At 72.1% G+C, this 16,613-nt stretch carries 15 protein-coding genes and 1 pseudogene; 7 read left to right on the top strand and 9 right to left on the bottom strand.

Going from position 1 to position 16,613, the window contains the following annotated elements:
- The first annotated feature begins 105 nt into the window (after positions 1–105).
- From ACIP94_RS03755 to ACIP94_RS03745, 3 genes are read left to right on the top strand one after another with little or no spacing between them, the layout of a single operon-like run.
- Positions 106–459: a histidine triad nucleotide-binding protein gene (locus ACIP94_RS03755; RefSeq protein ID WP_402418994.1), complete on the top strand. Its 354-nt coding sequence runs from the start codon at positions 106–108 to the stop codon at positions 457–459.
- 6 nt (positions 460–465) lie between these two features.
- Positions 466–1,371, top strand: a complete 906-nt coding sequence (locus ACIP94_RS03750; RefSeq protein WP_402418991.1) for a ribonuclease Z — start codon at positions 466–468, stop codon at positions 1,369–1,371.
- A gap of 20 nt (positions 1,372–1,391) precedes the next feature.
- Positions 1,392–2,390 (top strand): adenosine deaminase, encoded by a 999-nt coding sequence (locus ACIP94_RS03745; RefSeq protein WP_402418988.1) that lies wholly within the window; start codon positions 1,392–1,394, stop codon positions 2,388–2,390.
- Between the two features lie 15 nt (positions 2,391–2,405).
- Here ACIP94_RS03745 and ACIP94_RS03740 read toward each other — a convergent pair whose 3' ends face one another.
- Positions 2,406–3,785 (bottom strand): MFS transporter, encoded by a 1,380-nt coding sequence (locus tag ACIP94_RS03740; protein WP_402418985.1) that lies wholly within the window; start codon positions 3,783–3,785, stop codon positions 2,406–2,408.
- Between the two features lie 198 nt (positions 3,786–3,983).
- A complete protein-coding gene (locus ACIP94_RS03735) occupies positions 3,984–4,766 on the bottom strand; it encodes an IclR family transcriptional regulator (RefSeq protein ID WP_402418982.1) in 783 nt (260 codons plus the stop codon).
- 188 nt (positions 4,767–4,954) lie between these two features.
- Here ACIP94_RS03735 and ACIP94_RS03730 point away from each other — a divergent pair, with 188 nt between their 5' ends.
- Positions 4,955–6,262, top strand: coding sequence for a glucarate dehydratase family protein (locus ACIP94_RS03730; RefSeq protein ID WP_402418979.1), 1,308 nt, complete (start codon positions 4,955–4,957; stop codon positions 6,260–6,262).
- A 156-nt stretch (positions 6,263–6,418) separates the two neighbouring features.
- Positions 6,419–7,519, top strand: a complete 1,101-nt coding sequence (locus tag ACIP94_RS03725; RefSeq protein WP_402420369.1) for a carbohydrate kinase family protein — start codon at positions 6,419–6,421, stop codon at positions 7,517–7,519.
- A gap of 55 nt (positions 7,520–7,574) precedes the next feature.
- On the opposite strand, the gene era is transcribed toward ACIP94_RS03725, so the two are convergent.
- Complete coding sequence (era, locus tag ACIP94_RS03720) at positions 7,575–8,534, bottom strand: GTPase Era (protein ID WP_365166031.1); 960 nt, start codon at positions 8,532–8,534, stop codon at positions 7,575–7,577.
- Between the two features lie 173 nt (positions 8,535–8,707).
- Between era and ACIP94_RS03715 the strand changes: the two genes are divergently transcribed.
- Together ACIP94_RS03715 and ACIP94_RS03710 are read left to right on the top strand one after the other, a co-directional pair.
- Positions 8,708–10,021, top strand: coding sequence for an ammonium transporter (locus tag ACIP94_RS03715; RefSeq protein ID WP_402420366.1), 1,314 nt, complete (start codon positions 8,708–8,710; stop codon positions 10,019–10,021).
- Positions 10,018–10,356, top strand: a complete 339-nt coding sequence (locus ACIP94_RS03710) for a P-II family nitrogen regulator (RefSeq protein ID WP_402418975.1) — start codon at positions 10,018–10,020, stop codon at positions 10,354–10,356. Before ACIP94_RS03715 ends, ACIP94_RS03710 begins: the two co-directional genes overlap by 4 nt.
- A 41-nt stretch (positions 10,357–10,397) precedes the next feature.
- Here ACIP94_RS03710 and ACIP94_RS03705 read toward each other — a convergent pair whose 3' ends face one another.
- The 6 genes and pseudogenes from ACIP94_RS03705 to ACIP94_RS03680 form a co-directional block, all read right to left on the bottom strand.
- Positions 10,398–10,751 (bottom strand): cytidine deaminase, encoded by a 354-nt coding sequence (locus tag ACIP94_RS03705; RefSeq protein ID WP_402418972.1) that lies wholly within the window; start codon positions 10,749–10,751, stop codon positions 10,398–10,400.
- Between the two features lie 101 nt (positions 10,752–10,852).
- Positions 10,853–12,160 (bottom strand): hemolysin family protein, encoded by a 1,308-nt coding sequence (locus tag ACIP94_RS03700; protein WP_402418969.1) that lies wholly within the window; start codon positions 12,158–12,160, stop codon positions 10,853–10,855.
- Positions 12,157–12,654, bottom strand: coding sequence for an rRNA maturation RNase YbeY (ybeY, locus tag ACIP94_RS03695; protein WP_402418966.1), 498 nt, complete (start codon positions 12,652–12,654; stop codon positions 12,157–12,159). Before ybeY ends, ACIP94_RS03700 begins: the two co-directional genes overlap by 4 nt.
- A gap of 12 nt (positions 12,655–12,666) precedes the next feature.
- Complete coding sequence (locus tag ACIP94_RS03690; protein ID WP_402418965.1) at positions 12,667–13,743, bottom strand: PhoH family protein; 1,077 nt, start codon at positions 13,741–13,743, stop codon at positions 12,667–12,669.
- 238 nt (positions 13,744–13,981) lie between these two features.
- A pseudogene (locus ACIP94_RS03685) lies at positions 13,982–15,290 on the bottom strand (MFS transporter).
- The gene (locus ACIP94_RS03680) at positions 15,287–16,612 is read right to left on the bottom strand and encodes a GH1 family beta-glucosidase (RefSeq protein ID WP_402418962.1); all 1,326 of its coding nucleotides are present in this window, start codon (positions 16,610–16,612) and stop codon (positions 15,287–15,289) included. The pseudogene ACIP94_RS03685 and the gene ACIP94_RS03680 overlap by 4 nt, the downstream one beginning before the upstream one ends.
- Between the last annotated feature and the right edge of the window lies 1 nt (position 16,613).

Genomic DNA, 16,613 nt, shown 5'->3' with positions numbered 1-16,613 from the left:
GGCGATGTTCCCGGCCTGCCCGCCCACCGGCCCTTTCCGGTCCGGTGGGCGGGCCGGGCCGATACGATGCCGTCGTAGTGATCAGTCTGTGTGAGGAGGACGCACATGGCGGGAGAGCCGCAGGACGACTGTCTGTTCTGCAAGATCGTCGCGGGGCACATTCCGGCGACGATCGTCCGGGAGACCGACACCACCGTCGCCTTTCAGGACATCAACCCCCAGGCACCCACCCACATACTGGTCATCCCGAGGCTCCACCACCGGGACATCGCGACCCTGGCCGCCGCCGCACCCTCCGTGGCCGCCGATGTGCTCCGCGAGGCCGGCGAGGTCGCCGCGCAGGAAAAGCTGGAGAGTTACCGCGTCGTCTTCAACACCGGCAGCGGCGCCGGGCAGACCGTCTGGCACGCGCACGCCCATGTGCTGGGCGGCCGCGGTCTGCAGTGGCCCCCCGGATAGCACGCCATGTCCGTCCGTGAACTGGTGGTGCTCGGCACCGCCAGCCAGGTCCCGACCCGGCAGCGCAACCACAACGGCTATCTGCTGCGCTGGGACGGCGAGGGAATCCTCTTCGACCCCGGCGAGGGCACCCAGCGGCAGATGCTGCGTGCCGGGGTCGCCGCCCACGACCTGCACCGGATCTGTGTCACGCACTTCCACGGGGACCACTCGCTGGGACTGGCCGGGGTCATCCAGCGGATCAACCTGGACAAGGTGCCGCACGAGATCACCGCGCACTACCCGCGGTCGGGGCAGCGCTTCTTCGAGCGGCTGCGGTATGCCACCGCGTACCGCGAGACCGTTCCGCTGACCGAGGCACCGGTGCGCGAGGACGGGGTGCTCGCGACGACCGGCGCGTACACGCTCGAGGCGCGCCGGCTCTCCCATCCCGTGGAGTCGTTCGGCTACCGGCTGACCGAGCCCGACGGACGGCGGATGCTGCCCGAGCGGCTCGCCGCGCACGGGATCACGGGCCCGGACGTGGGCCGTCTCCAGCGGGAGGGCTCCCTCGGCGGTGTCCTGCTGGAAGCCGTGAGCGAGGTGCGGCGCGGACAGCGGTTCGCCTTCGTCATGGACACCCGGCTGTGCGAGGGGGCGTACGCCCTGGCCGAGGGCTGCGACCTGCTCGTCATCGAGTCGACCTTCCTCGACGAGGACGAGCAGCTCGCGGTCGAGTACGGCCATCTGACGGCCAGTCAGGCGGCTCGGGTGGCCCGGGACGCCGGGGTGCGGCATCTGGTGCTCACCCACTTCAGCCAGCGCTACTCGGAGCCGGAGGAGTTCGAGCGGCAGGCGCGGGATGCCGGGTTCGAGGGGGAGCTGACCGTGGCGCACGACCTGCTCAGGGTGCCGGTCCCAAAACGGCTGTGACCAGGCCTTACGATGTTTTGATGCCCCTCCCCAAAGCTGAACTGCATCTGCACATCGAAGGCACCCTGGAGCCGGAGCTGGCCTTCGGGTTGGCCGCCCGCAACGCCGTGGAACTGCCCTACGCCGACAGCGACGACCTGCGCAAGGCCTACGCCTTCGAGGACCTCCAGTCCTTTCTGAACCTGTACTACGAGCTGATGGCCGTGCTGCGGACCGAGCGGGACTTCGAGGACCTCGCGAACGCGTATCTGGAGCGGGCCGCCGCACAGGGCGTGCGCCACGCCGAGATCTTCTTCGACCCGCAGGCCCATATCGCCCGGGGCGTGTCCATGGGCACGGTCGTCGAGGGCCTGTGGCGCGCGCTCGGCCGCAGCGAGGAGAACCACGGTGTCTCCACCCGGCTGATCATGTGCTTCCTGCGGGACGAGTCCGCCGAGTCGGCCATGGAGACGCTGCGGGCCGCGGAGCCGTATCTCGACCGGATCGTGGGCGTCGGCCTCGACTCCGCCGAAGTCGGCCACCCGCCCGCCAAGTTCCGCGAGGTGTACGAGGCCGCCGCCGCCCTCGGGCTGCGCCGGGTCGCGCACGCCGGTGAGGAGGGACCGCCGGAGTACATCACGGAGGCCCTCGATGTGCTCGGCATCGAGCGTGTCGACCACGGGCTGCGGTGCCTGGAGGACCCGGCGCTGGTCGAGCGGCTCGTGCGCGAGCGGGTGCCGCTCACGCTGTGCCCGCTGTCCAACGTCCGGCTGCGCGCGGTCGACGCCCTGGCGGACCACCCGCTGCCCGCGATGCTGGACGCCGGGCTGCTGTGCACCGTCAACTCCGACGACCCGGCCTACTTCGGCGGATACGTGGCGGACAACTTCCACGCCGTGCGCGAGGCCCTCGGGCTGAGCACGGAGCGGATGCGCGAACTGGCCCGCAACTCGTTCCTCGCCTCGTTCCTGGAGCACGACGAGGAGCGGCGGGCCCGCTACCTCGCCGAGGTGGACGCGTACGAGTTCACCGGTGACTGAGGGTTCGCAGCCCGGCTAAGGGGTGCCGGGTCCGGGCGCGGCGCTCGCCTGCCGGGGCCCGGCCGTGCCGTAGGCCCCCCGGTCCTGGGCCGCCGGTGCGTCGAACGGAATCTCCACGACCGGCTGTTCGGGTGCGCCGGCCGGCGGGACCGCGCCCATGGCGCCGCCCGTCGACACGGCGACCACGGCGGCCGGAGCGCCTCCGCGGCGGCGCACGGCGCCCGGCAGGAGCGCACGGCCGCCGGTGTGCCGGGCGACGGCGGCCAGCGGGAGGGCGACCACCAGCAGACCGGCCGCGAGGATCGCGCCCATCGCCGGGAAGCCCGCCCGCGCGGCCAGCACACTGCCGATGAGGGGGCCCGCCGCGGTGCCGAGCGAGGACGCCGAGCCGACGAGGACGGCCCAGCGGCCCCGCCCGTCGAGGGAGGCGGCGAGGCCGATCAGATACGACAGCACGATCGGGTAGAGCGCGTTCCAGGCGATCTCGCCGGTCGCGAAGGTGCCGAGGCCGGTGGCGCAGGCGCTGAGCGCGATACAGCCGGCGATGAGCACGGTGCCCACGCCGACGGGCAGCGCGCGGCCGAGGCGCGGTCCCAGCATGCCCGCGCCGACCACCCCGAGCAGTCCGGCGCCGAGCGCGATCGCGAAGACCAGACCGACGGTGACCTCGCTCAGGTGCGCCTGGGTGAGGCCGATGCGTCCGCTGACGCCCCACAGGGAGTTCTGGGCGAGGGACCAGCACAGGATTCCGGCGGCCAGCACGAGCCCGGGGCCGCGATGAGGCAGCCGACCCGTCCCGCGGGGAGCCGTGGCGGCGGCCGCGGGGGAGGAGAGGCGGCCGGTCGCGGGCCACACCAGCAGGGCGGTGAGCGCGATCGCGGCGAGCGGGAGGCCGTGGCCCGGGCCGAGGTGGGGGACCGTCAGATAGACCGCGCCGGCAAGCGCGGAGACACCCAACAGGCCCAGTGTGGAGGCCCGGTGCGGATCTCTCCCCCACGCTCTCCACTCCGTTCGAGCGGGGGACGCCCCCAGGGCGGCGATGCCGGTCGCGGCGACCGTGGTGGCCGTCCCCGACCCGAAGCCGCCGGCGACCGCCCCCGCGACGACCACGGGGATGCTGTGGCTGACGGCGGCCGTGCCGTATCCGGCGGCGGCGAGCAGCAGGCCGGCGCGGGCCAGCCGCCGGGGGCCGACGCGCTGGACGTGGGAGGCGAGCAGAAAGCCCGCGGACGCCGAACTCAGCAGCAGGGCACTGCCGATGGAGCCGGCCTCGGTGGCGGACAGCGGCAGACCCGCGTCGAGTCTGCCGACGGTGGTGGGCAGGAGGTACGCGGCGAGGTACCCGGCCGTGAACAGGGCGACGAGGGGCCAGAGCGGGGCGGTGCGCGAGGACACGGGCGTTCCAGGGCGTGCGAAAGGACGGCTCGGGAAAAGGGGGTGGGGCGCCGTCCGTCGACCGACAGGAACGCGCGGGCAATTTGTATCAAGCACGCGGTTCGAGAAGAAGCGCGGGGTGTGTGATGTGAGTCACCTTGGGGTTTGTGGCTGGTGAGCCCGGGTATACGACGCGCCCTTCCGGTGGTTGAGTCCGGCTCAACGCCAGTGCGGCGCCCCCGCGGTGCCCGGCGCGGCCCCCTCGATCCCGGCCCGCACCTCCCGCATGACCGCCACGATCCGCTCCTCGTGCTCCGGTGTCAGCCGGGCCACCGGCACCGAGCAACTGATCGCGTCCTGCGCCGGGGTGTCGTAGCGCAGGGCGAAACCGAAGCCGACGATGCCGATGACGCTCTCCTCGCGGTCGACAGCGTGGCCGCGCTCGCGGGTCGCGGCCAGGTCCGCCGACAGGGACGCCCGGGTCGTGTGCGTGTTCGGGGTGAGGGCCGCGTACGGGCCCTCGGGCAGTGCGTCGTCGGGCCGTTCGGCCAGCAGTGCCTTGCCGAGTGCGCCCGCGTGGGCGGGCAGGCGCCGGCCGACCCGGCTGATCGTGCGCAGATAGGCGTGCGACTCGCGGGTCGCCAGATACGCCACGTCCATACCGTCGAGGCGGCCCAGATGGATCGTCTCGCCCAGCGCCTCGGACGCCTCGTCCAGGAACGGGCGCACGGCGCGGACGCGCGGGTCGGAGTCCAGATAGCCCGTGCCCGTCAGCAGGGCGCTGATGCCGATGCCGTAGAGCGAGCCCGTGACGTCCGTGCGGACCCAGCCCCGCGAGATCAGGGTCTGCAGCAGGGCGTACATCGAGCTGCGCGGCACCGAGAGCTGGTCGGCCAGCTCCTGAAGCCGCGCCGGACGGTCGCCGCGGGCCGCGAGCGCCTCGAGCAGTTCGACCGTGCGCGCGGCCGACTTCACCTCCCTGACGCCCCCGGTGTCTGACATGTGCCGATCGTAATCCCGGCGTGGGAGGGCGCCGCCCGGCGCGCGCGGAAGCCATGGGAGAGCCATGCGGCAGCCATTGACGGGCCTCGTTCACCTACCTAGGCTTCATCTGCATACATAGACAGCGTCTCCATAGGGAGACAATACGCCCTGCTCGCCGCCGGACCCCATCTCCCAGGAGCCGCCCCGTGACCGCCGCGACCCGCCCCGGCCTCACCATCGACGAGGTGCGTCTGACGCCGATCCTGGTCGCCGACCCGCCGCTGCTCAACACGCAGGGCGTCCATCAGCCGTACACGCCCCGGCTGATCGTGGAGGTGGTGACCGCCAACGGGACCACGGGGGTCGGCGAGACCTACGGCGACACGAGGTACCTCGATTTCGCCCGGTCCTTCGCCCATCGGCTGATAGGTCATCAGGTAACCGACTCCACCGGCCTGTTCGCCGTAGCCGACGAGATCGCCGTCGACGGCTCCCCGGCCGGCGACCGGCTCGACGTGGGCGGGCTGCGCGGAGTCCAGACCGCCGACAAGCTCCGGCTGTCCGTCGTCTCCGCCTTCGAGGTCGCCTGCCTCGACGCCCTCGGCAAGGCGCTCGGGCTGCCCGTGCACGCCCTGCTCGGCGGCAAGGTGCGGGACGAGGTCGAGTACAGCGCGTACCTCTTCTACCGGTGGGCCGCCCACCCCGAGGGCGTGGCCTGTGAGCAGGACGACTGGGGCGCCGCCCTCGACCCCGCAGGAGTGGTCGCACAGGCCCGCGCCTTCAAGGAGCGTTACGGCTTCGGTTCCTTCAAGCTCAAGGGCGGGGTCTTCCCGCCCGACGAGGAGACGGCCGCGATCCGCGCCCTCGCCGAGGCGTTCCCCGGGCATCCGCTGCGCCTGGACCCCAACGGCGCCTGGACGGTCGAGACCTCGCTGAAGGTGGCCCGGGAGCTGGCCGGCCTCCTCGAGTACCTGGAGGACCCCGCCCTCGGTACGGACGCGATGGCCGAGGTGGCCGCGGGGACCGACCTGCCGCTCGCCACCAATATGTGCGTGACCACCTTCCCGGAGATCAAGGAGGCGTTCACCCGCGGCGCGGTCCAGGTCCTGCTGTCCGACCACCACTACTGGGGCGGGCTGCGCAACACCCGGGAACTGGCCGCCGTCTGCCGGACGTTCGGGGTCGCGCTGTCCATGCACTCCAACACCCACCTCGGCATCTCCCTCGCCGCGATGACCCATGTCGCCTCGACCGTGCCCGACCTCCACCACGCCTGCGACACCCACTACCCCTGGCAGTCCGAGGACGTCATCACCGAGCGCCTCACCTTCCGGGGCGGCAGGATCGCCGTACCGGACGCACCCGGCCTCGGCGTCACACTGGACCGCGACCGGCTGGCGGCCCTGCACGCGCGCTGGCTCGCCGACGACGGCACCCTGCGCGACCGCGACGACGATGCGGCGATGCGCGTCGCGGATCCCGCGTGGGTCACCCCGGTGGTGCCCCGCTGGTAGGGAGGCGGCTGCGGCCGACCACCGCCGCGCCCCGTGACGATTGGTGCACACTGACTGGATCCGCACCACGTCAGGGAGCCCACCGTGACCGCCACCACCGGAGAGGGACCGCACCGCCACCCCGGCACGCAGGAGGGACCGCACCCTCATCCCCACATCGGGGACGGGCCGCACCACCACTCCCGACTCGACCCCCTGGCCGCGTTGCGCGCGCCGGGGGACCCGCCCCGGGACGTGTACCTCACGGGGACGGTCTTCCTCGACATCATCTTCACCGGACTCGCATCCGCCCCCGCGCGCGGCACCGAGTCCTGGGCGCGCGGGATGGGGTCGAGCCCCGGCGGTGTCGCCAACATGGCCACCGCGCTGGCCCGTCTCGGCCTCAAGACCTCCCTGGCCGCGGCGTTCGGCGACGACCACTACGGCGAGTACTGCTGGGACGAGCTGGAACAGGGCGAGGGCATCGACCTCTCGCCGTCCCGGCGGGTTCCCGGGTGGCACTCCCCGGTCACCGTCTCCATGGCCTACGAGGGTGAGCGGACCATGGTCTCCCACGGCCACGAGCCGCCGCCGGAGGAGCCCGTCCCCGTCTGCCCGCCCCGCGCCCGGGCCGCCGTCGCCTCGCTGACCCCGGGCCGGCGCGCCCCCTGGATCGCCGAGGCCGCGAAGCGGGGGACCCGTATCTTCGCCGACGTCGGCTGGGACGGCACCGGGGCCTGGGATCTCGCGGGCCTCGCCGACCTCGAGCACTGCGAGGCGTTTCTGCCCAACGCCGAGGAGGCCATGCGGTACACGGGCACCGACTGCCCCCGCGCCGCCGCGCACGCGCTGAGCGAGCGTGTGCCGCTGGCCGTGGTCACCCTCGGCGCGGAGGGCGCCTACGCCGTGGACGGGCGCACCGGGGAGACCGCCGCCGTGCCCGCGATCGCCGTCGAGGCGCTGGACCCGACGGGCGCGGGCGATGTCTTCGTGGCGGGCTTCGTGACCGGCACGCTGGCCGCGTGGCCGCTCGCCGACCGCCTCGCCTTCGCGGGCCTGACGGCCGCGCTCTCGGTGCAGGAGTTCGGCGGGTCGCTGTCGGCGCCCGGATGGTCGGAGGTCGCGGCGTGGTGGCGCCGGGTCCAGTCCTACGAGAGCCAGGACCCGGCGGCCCTCAGCCGATACGCGTTCCTTGACCGGCTGGTCCCCGAGGAGTGCGTGGAGCCCTGGCCGCGGCGGCGCGCCGTACCGACGATCGGGTTCCGCGGATCGGCCTGAGCGCGACCCGCCCCGACGGCCGGAAGCGGCCTCCGCACCGGCCGGTCGACGACGCTCAGAAGCCCAGGCGGCGCAGCTGCTTCGGGTCCCGCTGCCAGTCCTTGGCCACCTTCACATGGAGGTCCAGGAAGACCGGGGTCCCGAGCAGCGCCTCGATGTGCTTGCGGGACTTGATGCCGACCTCCTTCAGCCGCTTGCCCTTGGGGCCGATGATGATCCCCTTCTGGCTGGGACGCTCGATGTAGACGTTCGCATGGATGTCGAGGAGCGGCTTGTCCGCCGGACGGTCCTCGCGCGGCAGCATCTCCTCCACCACCACCGCGATGGAGTGCGGCAGTTCGTCGCGCACGCCCTCCAGCGCCGCCTCCCGGATCAGCTCGGCCACCATGACCTGCTCCGGCTCGTCCGTGAGATCGCCCTCCGGGTAGAGCGCGGGCCCCTCGGGCAGCAGCGGGATCAGCAGATCGGCCAGCAGCTCCACCTGCTTGTCCCCGACCGCCGACACGGGCACGATCTCCGCCCACTCGATCCCCAGCTCCTTGCCGAGCTGATCGATGGCGATCAGCTGCTCGGCCAGGGCCTTGGAGTCCACGAGGTCCGTCTTGGTGACGATCGCGACCTTCGGGGTCTTCCTGATCCCCGCCAGCTCCTTGGCGATGAAGCGGTCACCGGGACCGATCTTCTGGTCGGCGGGCAGACAGAAGCCGATCACGTCCACCTCCGCCCAGGTCGTCCGCACCACGTCGTTGAGCCGCTCGCCGAGCAGCGTCCGCGGCTTGTGCAGACCGGGGGTGTCGACCAGGATGAGCTGCGCGTCCGGCCGGTGCACGATGCCCCGCACCGTGTGCCGGGTCGTCTGCGGCCGGTTCGAGGTGATCGCCACCTTCTGCCCGACCAGAGCGTTCGTAAGGGTGGACTTGCCCGCGTTGGGACGACCCACGAAACAGGCGAAGCCCGCCCGGTGGACGGCCTCGGTCGGCTCGGATGACTGACTGCGCACGCTCATGGCGCCCATTCTCCCTGATCCACGGAGCCACACCGCACGGTCGCCCGCCGGCCTTGGCCCGGTGAGGTTCCGGAAACGCCGACGCAACACGAAACGTCACGGAAACACACCCGTACGCGACCGGAAACGCGCGACGGTGACCCTCGGACGAGCCCGCACACCGAGGAGACCCGCCCGTGGAGATCGCCCACCTGGCCGCCGGAAATTCCCCCGTCCTCGACACCGGCGACACCGCCTGGCTGCTCGCCGCCACCGCCCTCGTCCTGCTGATGACCCCGGGCCTGGCCCTGTTCTACGGCGGCATGGTCCGCACGAAGAGCGTCCTCAACATGCTGATGATGAGCTTCGTGTCGATCGCCCTGGTCACGGTGGTGTGGCTGGCCGCCGGATACTCCCTGGCCTTCGGCGGCGACAGCGCGGGCGGGCTGATCGGCGGGCTGAAGCACGCCGGTATGGCGGGCCTCGGCCCCGGCAGCCTCCACGGCACCGTCCCCACCCTGCTCTTCGCCACCTTCCAGCTCACCTTCGCGATCATCACGGCGGCGCTCGTCAGCGGCGCGGTCGCGGACCGGGCGAAGTTCGGGGCGTGGCTGGTGTTCGTACCGGTGTGGGCCCTGCTCGTATACGTCCCGGTCGTGCACTGGGTGTGGGGCCCGGGCGGCTGGATCCTCCACCGCCTGGGGGCCCTCGACTTCGCCGGCGGCCTGCCCGTGGAGATCACCTCCGGTGCCTCCGGGCTCGCCCTGTGTCTGGTCCTCGGTCCCCGGCTCGGCTTCAAGAAGGAGGCCATGCGCCCGCACAACCTGCCGATGGTGGTGCTCGGAGCCGGGCTTCTGTGGTTCGGCTGGTTCGGCTTCAACGCGGGCTCGGCGCTCGGCGCGAGCGGCCTCGCGGCGGCCGCCTTCCTCAACACCCTCGCCGCCGGCTGCACCGGCCTGCTCGGCTGGCTCTTCGTCGAGCAGAAGCGCGACGGCCACCCCACCACGCTCGGCGCGGCCTCCGGCGCGGTCGCGGGCCTGGTCGCCATCACCCCGTCCTGCGGCACCGTCTCCCTGCTCGGCGCGCTGATCGTGGGCCTCGCCGCCGGGGTCGTCTGCTCGTATGCCGTGAGCTGGAAGTTCAAGCTGAACTACGACGACTCGCTCGACGTCGTCGGCGTCCACCTGGTCGGCGGTGTCATCGGCACGCTGCTCATCGGCCTGTTCGCGGCCCGGGAGATGACCGGCGGGACGAAGGGCCTGCTGTACGGGGGCGGTCCCGCCCTGCTCGGCAGGCAGCTGCTGGCCGTGGTCGTGGTGGCCGGCTACGCCTTCGCCGTCACGTACGCCCTCGGCAAGGCGATCGACAAGGTGATGGGCTTCCGTGCGAGCGAGGAGCAGGAGCACACCGGCCTGGACCTTACGGTGCACGCCGAGACCGCCTACGATCACGGAGTCCTGGGGCATGGCGCCCCGGTCGCCCACTCCGCCGCGCAGAAGGTCAGCACCCAGGCATGAAGCTCATCACCGCGGTCATCAAGCCCTTCCGCCTCGACGCGGTCAAGACGGCCCTCCAGGAACTCGGCGTGCACGGTCTGACCGTCACCGAGGCCAGTGGCTACGGCCGTCAGCGGGGCCACACCGAGGTCTACCGGGGCGCCGAGTACCGGGTCGACCTCGCGCCCAAGGTCCGCATCGAGGTGGTGGTCGAGGACGCCGACACCGAAGCGGTGATCGACGCGGTGGTGAGCGCCGCGCAGACCGGGAAGATCGGCGACGGCAAGGTCTGGGCGGTGCCCGTCGAGACCGTCGTACGGGTGCGGACGGGAGAGCGCGGCCCCGACGCCCTGTGACCCGAAGGGCCGCGCCCACCCGGGGGAACGGCCCTTCGGTCTCAGCCCGCCGTCACGTTCGCGCGGACCGTGCCGTCCGGGCCCGCCACCAGCACCGGCGTGTCGGGGCCGCCGAGGTCCCGCACCGCCGCCCGGTCCTCCGCGGACGCGGACCCGGCCTCCGTGACCACGGCCGCCGCCTCCAGCGATGTCGCGCCCGACGCCACCGCCATCGCCACCGCCGTCTGAAGGGCGCTCAGCTTCAGCGACTCCAGGGCGACGGTTCCGGCCACATACGTACGCCCGGTCTCGTCGCGCACGGCGGCACCCTCCGGCACGCCGTTGCGGGCCCGCGCCGAGCGGGCCAGGGTGACGATCTTGCGGTCCTCGGGGTCGAGCGCGCTGTTGTCGGTCATGGTCCGAGCATACGGAGCCGCCCGGATCAGGCCGTTCCCAGGGGCGCACGTCCCGTGCGCCGGGAAGGGGGCCCGTGTCCCGCTCGCCCGCCGCCCGGGGCTCACTCCGCCTGCGGCTCCTGCGGCGCGGGCTCGGCTGCGCCCACCGGCTCCACCAGCACGGTCAGGATCTTGTTCCTGCGGCCCGCCGCGGCCTCCGCGGTCAGCCGCAGTTCGCGGCCGTCGGGGAGTTCGACCACGGACGACGCCCCGGCGATCGGCACCCGGCCGAGCGCCTTCGCGAGCAGTCCGCCGACCGTCTCCACATCCTCGTCGTCGTACGCCTCCAGGCCGTACAGCTCGCCGAGGTCGCCGATGTCGAGGCGGGCGGTGACGCGGTAGCGGTCGTCGCCCAGGCTCTCCACCGGCGGCAGCTCGCGGTCGTACTCGTCGGTGATCTCGCCGACGATCTCCTCCAGGATGTCCTCGATGGTGACGATCCCGGCCGTGCCGCCGTACTCGTCGATGACGACGGCGACGTGGTTGCGCTCCTTCTGCATCTCCCGCAGCAGGTCGCCCGCGTTCTTGGTGTCGGGCACGAAGGTGGCCGGCCGCATGGCGGTGGACACCAGCTCCGACTCGGCGTCCCGGCTGATGTGCGTCTTGCGGGCCAGGTCCTTCAGATACACGATCCCGACGATGTCGTCCTCGCTCTCCCCGGTGACCGGGATGCGCGAGAAACCCGACCGCAGGGCCAGGGTCAGCGCCTGGCGGATGGTCTTGTGGCGCTCGATGACCACCAGGTCCGTCCGCGGGACCATCACCTCCCGCACCAGGGTGTCGCCCAGCTCGAACACGGAGTGCACCATGCGGCGCTCCTCGGCCTCGATGAGCGACTCCTTCTCCGCCAGGTCGACCAGGGCGCGCAGCTCCGCCTCGGAGGCGAAGGGGCCGTGGCGGAAGCCCCTGCCAGGGGTGAGGGCGTTGCCGATGAGGATCAGGAGGGAGGGGATCGGGCCCATGATCCGGGCCAGAGGCACGAGCACGTACGCCGCCGCCGTCGCCGTGTTCAGCGGGTGCTGGCGGCCGATCGTGCGCGGCGAGACGCCGACGGCGACGTACGACACGAGGACCATGACCGCGATGGCGACGAGCAGGGCCTCGGCTCTCCCGGAGAACTCCCGCAGGCAGGCGTAGGTGACGAGCGCGGCGGCGGCCATCTCGCAGGTGACCCGGACAAGCAGTGCCACATTGAGATAGCGGGTCGGGTCCGCGGCGATCTGGGCGAGCCTGGCGCTGCCGCGCCGGCCGCTGCGGACGGCCTCCTCGGCGCGGAAGCTGGAGACCCGCGCGAGGCCCGCCTCCGCGCAGGCGGCGAGCCAGGCGACGACGACCAGTGCGACGGCGCCGACGACGAGCTGGAGGCTCATGACACAGTGGGGGCAGGGGACGGGCCGGTCAGGCCCTTCTCCGCACGCCAGCCGTCCACGATGGCGGCCTGCAGGCCGAACATCTCGGCCTTCTCGTCGGGCTCCTCGTGGTCGTAGCCGAGCAGATGCAGTACTCCATGGACGGTCAGGAGCTGGAGTTCCTCGTCCATGGAGTGCTGCGTCGGCGCCTCGGCGCCCTGCTTGGCGGCGACCTCCGGACAGAGCACGATGTCGCCGAGCAGCCCCTGCGGCGGCTCGTCGTCGTCCTTGGCGGGCGGCCGCAGTTCGTCCATCGGGAAGGACATGACATCCGTGGGTCCCGGCAGATCCATCCACTGGACGTGCAACTGCTCCATGGCGTCGGCGTCCACGACGATCACCGAGAGCTCGGAGAGCGGGTGGATGCGCATCCGCGCGAGCGCGTAGCGGGCGATGTCGAGGACCGCCTGCTCGTCGACCTCGGTGCCGGACTCGTTGTTGACGTCGATCGACATGGTGCTGCTGGTCTACTTCCCCTTGTGCGCGTGCCCGGCCTTGCCGCGGCCGGGCTTGTGCGTGCCGTTCTCGGTGCCGTTCTTGCTGTCGTACTTCTCGTAGGCGTCGACGATACGGCCGACGAGCTTGTGCCGTACGACATCGTGGGACGACAGGCGGGAGAAATGGACGTCCTCGACGCCTTCCAGGATCTCCTGGACCTGCCGCAGACCGCTCTTGGTCCCGTTCGGCAGGTCCACCTGGGTGACATCACCCGTGATCACGATCTTCGAGTCGAAGCCGAGACGGGTGAGGAACATCTTCATCTGCTCGGGGCTCGTGTTCTGGGCCTCGTCGAGGATGATGAAGGCGTCGTTCAGGGTGCGGCCGCGCATGTACGCGAGCGGTGCGACCTCGATCGTCCCGGCGGCCATCAGCCGCGGAATGGAATCGGGGTCGATCATGTCGTGCAGCGCGTCGTACAGCGGGCGCAGATACGGGTCGATCTTCTCGTACAGCGTGCCGGGCAGGAAGCCGAGACGCTCGCCGGCCTCGACGGCCGGACGGGTCAGGATGATCCGGTTGACCTGCTTGGACTGCAGGGCCTGGACCGCCTTGGCCATGGCGAGGTACGTCTTGCCGGTGCCGGCGGGGCCGATGCCGAAGACGATCGTGTGCTTGTCGATCGCGTCGACGTACCGCTTCTGGTTGAGCGTCTTGGGGCGGATCGTCCGGCCGCGCGAGGACAGGATGTTCTGCGTCAGCACCTCGGCCGGGGTCTCGGGTCCGTCGCCCTCGCCGTTGTCGCTCGCCCGGAGCATCGCGATCGAGCGTTCCACTGCGTCCTCCGTCATCGGCTGCCCGGTGCGGAGCACGAGCATCATCTCTGCGAACAGGCGCTGGAGCAGGGCGACGTCCGCCGGGTCGCCGACCGCGCTGATCTCATTGCCCCGGACATGGATGTCGACCCCCGGGAAGGCCGTCTCGATCACGCGCAGCAGGGAGTCGCCGGAACCCAGCACCATCACCATGGGGTGCTGGGCAGGGACGGTGATCTGCGTTCTCGCCTGCCCCTGCGCAGGGGTGTGAGCTGTGGGTGTCTGAGTCATGGGCCGGCTCTGTAGGCCTGCGATTCCTCCTCTGTAGGGCCGCGCTGCTGAGGGCGGCCTCGCGGTTTCAAGAGTACGACGCGGCACTGACGGAGCCGTAGGACTTTTTTGTGTGCTTGTACGACACCAGAATGGGACTCTACCCAGAGCGGGACGACCCTGCCCCGGCTCCCGCACAGCTTCCCCTTCGTTGCCGTACGACGACCGTGCCGCGGTACGGCGCCCGCTGTCCGGGCTGTCACTCCACTCCCCGGATCCGCCCCACCAGCAGCGCCCCGGTCAGTCCGATCGCCGCCGCGACCAGGTACAGCACCCGGTAGCCACCCAGGTGAGTGACGATCGGGGCGGCCAGGACCGGGGCCGCGACCTGGGGGAGGGCGTTGGCGATGTTGATCACGCCGAGGTCCTTGCCGCGGTCCAGGGCCTTCGGCAGGACGTCCGTCATCAGCGCGAAGTCCACCGAGGTGAACACCCCGAAACCACGCCGAGGACCGCCGCCGCGACGACCGTGCCCGTCCAGGTCTGCCAGCCCGCCAGGGCCGCCGTCGCCACCGCCGTCAGCACGCCCGACCAGACCACGAACGGCTTGCGGCGCCCCACCCGGTCCGACCAGAGCCCCCGACGACGACCGTGGCGAGGAGGGTGACGCCGTTGACCGCGGTGAGGATGAGGACGCCCTGCTCGGGGTCGTGGACGCGGGGATCCCTCCCGCCCGCGCGGAGCCGGGGCCCCGGGGGAGGATGCGGTCCCGCAGGTAATACAGGAGGTACAGCAGCACCAGCGCGTTGCCGAGGTTGATCAGGAAGCGGGTCAGCCAGGCCCACCCCACGTCGGGATGGCGGCGCGGACTCAGCCGGAACCCGGCCAGGAAGCCCCGCCACGGCCAGGGCGGCCGGTCCGCCGCCGTCAGCCGCAGGTCCGCGTGGCACAGGACGTACGGCGCCACGCCCACCACCGTGAACACCGCGCACGCCGCATACCCCCGCCCCGATGCCCCCGGCCACCGTCGCGAGGCCGGTCCCGCCGACCACCCCGAGGATCTGCGCCGCACCCAGCCGGCCGCCCACCGAGCCCCGCTGGAGCCGCGGCACCCGGTCCGGCACCGCCGCCGTCACCGCCGCGAAGGCCGCGTTCCGGGTGAGCTGCACCAGGCACCAGCCCAGCGCCATGGTCCCCATGCCGTCCGCCCCGGCCAGCAGCAGGAGCGACAGCGCCCTGCCCGCCGCTCCCGCCACGATCCACGGGGTACGGCGGCCCCAGCGGCCCGTGGTGCGGTCCGAGAGCGCGCCGAAGAACGGGTTCGCGGCCAGGGACACCACCGCGCCCGCGCCCGTGACCCACGCCGGCATGCTCTCCTTGGACAGGCCGGAGCCGGGCGCGAAGTCCTTCGCCTGCGAGGCCGGCAGGATCTGCAACGGGCCGTACCAGCCCACCCAGATCGCCCCGTTGGCCAGCGCCAGGGCCGAGATCCAGCCCCGGCCGACCCGTTCGACGGGCTCGGCGAGGGCGTCCACGGGCCGGCCGGCGGCCCGCTTCGCCGTCGTCATCCGCGCGCCCGCAGCAGATCCCGCAGCCAGGCGTACGACGCCTTGGGGGTCCGCTTCAGCGTCGTGTAGTCCACGTGCACCAGGCCGAAGCGGCGCGCGTACCCCTCGGCCCACTCGAAGTTGTCCAGCAGCGACCACACGAAGTAGCCGCGCACATCGGCCCCCGCCTCCATAGCCCGGTGCAGAGCCCGGATGTGGCCGTCCAGATAGGCGATGCGTTCCTGGTCGTCGATGCCCTCGTAGGAGCAGCCGTTCTCGGTGATGACGACGGGCGGGAGCCGGTCGCCGTAGCGCTCCCCGAAGCCGGCCAGCAGCTCGGTCAGCGCCTCGGGGACCACCGGCCAGCCGAAGTCGGTGACCGGGTGGCCCTCGATCTCCCGGACGGAGAAGGGCAGTTCGGCGGGCAGGGAGAGACCGCTGAACTCGATGTCCTCGCCCTGCGGGGCGCCCACCCGGCTCGGCGCGTAGTAGTTGATCCCGTACCAGTCGAGGGGCTCGGAGATGACCTTCAGATCGGACTCGACGCCCTCGGGACCGCCGGGCAGCAACGCCTCGATGCCGTCCGGGTAGCGGCCGAGCAGCAGCGGGTCGGAGAACAGCCGGTTGAGCAGGATGTCGTAGAACTCCGCGGCCGCCACGTCCTCCGGCCCGCCCGAGGCGGGCCGGACGGGCGCGTGCGAGTTGGCGATCCCGATGTCGCCCGCGCCGGCCGCGCGCAGCGCCCGTACGGCCAGACCGTGCGCGAGGAGCTGGTGGTGGGCCACCGGCAGCGCGTCGAACATCAGCTCTCTGCCCGGCGCGTGGACACCGAGGGCATGACCCAGCAGGGTGTGCTCGGCCGGCTCGTTGAGGGTGATCCACTTGGCCACGCGGTCGCCGAGCCGCTCGGCCACGACCGACACGTACTCGGCGAACCGGAAGGCCGTGTCCCGCTCCAGCCAGTCCAGCGTGACCGGCAGGTCCCAGTGGAAGAGGGTCACGACCGGGCGTACGCCCGCCGCGCACAGTTCGTCCACCAGCCGGTCGTAGAAGCCCAGACCGCCGGGGGAGTTCACCCGGGGCCAGGAGACCGAGAAGCGGTACGCGTCCACACCGAGGTCCGCGAGGAGGGCCACGTCCTCGCGGTAGCGGTGGTAGTGGTCGCAGGCCACCGCCGCCGTCGAGCCGTCCTTCACCCGGCCCGGCTCGGCGGTGAAGGCGTCCCACACGGAGGGCTCGCGCACATCGGCCGCCCCCTCGATCTGGTGGGCCGAGGTGGACACGCCCCACAGGAAGCCGGCGGGGAACGGGGATATCGGGTTCGTCGCCATGCGCCGGATCATC

It is taken from the genome of Streptomyces sp. NPDC093261 (assembly GCF_044753645.1).
Taxonomy (GTDB): Bacteria; Actinomycetota; Actinomycetes; order Streptomycetales; family Streptomycetaceae; genus Streptomyces.
The sequence above is the reverse complement of the archived record's forward strand: the minus strand, read 5'-3'. Positions and strand labels throughout refer to the sequence as shown.

Coding starts and splice junctions, on each gene's coding strand:
- ACIP94_RS03755 (WP_402418994.1), top strand. CDS start 106: ATGGCGGGAGAGCCGCAGGACGACTGTCTGTTCTGCAAGATCGTCGCG.
- ACIP94_RS03750 (WP_402418991.1), top strand. CDS start 466: ATGTCCGTCCGTGAACTGGTGGTGCTCGGCACCGCCAGCCAGGTCCCG.
- ACIP94_RS03745 (WP_402418988.1), top strand. CDS start 1,392: ATGCCCCTCCCCAAAGCTGAACTGCATCTGCACATCGAAGGCACCCTG.
- ACIP94_RS03735 (WP_402418982.1), bottom strand. CDS start 4,766: ATGTCAGACACCGGGGGCGTCAGGGAGGTGAAGTCGGCCGCGCGCACG.
- era (WP_365166031.1), bottom strand. CDS start 8,534: ATGGGCGCCATGAGCGTGCGCAGTCAGTCATCCGAGCCGACCGAGGCC.
- ACIP94_RS03710 (WP_402418975.1), top strand. CDS start 10,018: ATGAAGCTCATCACCGCGGTCATCAAGCCCTTCCGCCTCGACGCGGTC.
- ACIP94_RS03705 (WP_402418972.1), bottom strand. CDS start 10,751: ATGACCGACAACAGCGCGCTCGACCCCGAGGACCGCAAGATCGTCACC.
- ACIP94_RS03700 (WP_402418969.1), bottom strand. CDS start 12,160: ATGAGCCTCCAGCTCGTCGTCGGCGCCGTCGCACTGGTCGTCGTCGCC.
- ybeY (WP_402418966.1), bottom strand. CDS start 12,654: ATGTCGATCGACGTCAACAACGAGTCCGGCACCGAGGTCGACGAGCAG.
- ACIP94_RS03690 (WP_402418965.1), bottom strand. CDS start 13,743: ATGACTCAGACACCCACAGCTCACACCCCTGCGCAGGGGCAGGCGAGA.
- ACIP94_RS03680 (WP_402418962.1), bottom strand. CDS start 16,612: ATGATCCGGCGCATGGCGACGAACCCGATATCCCCGTTCCCCGCCGGC.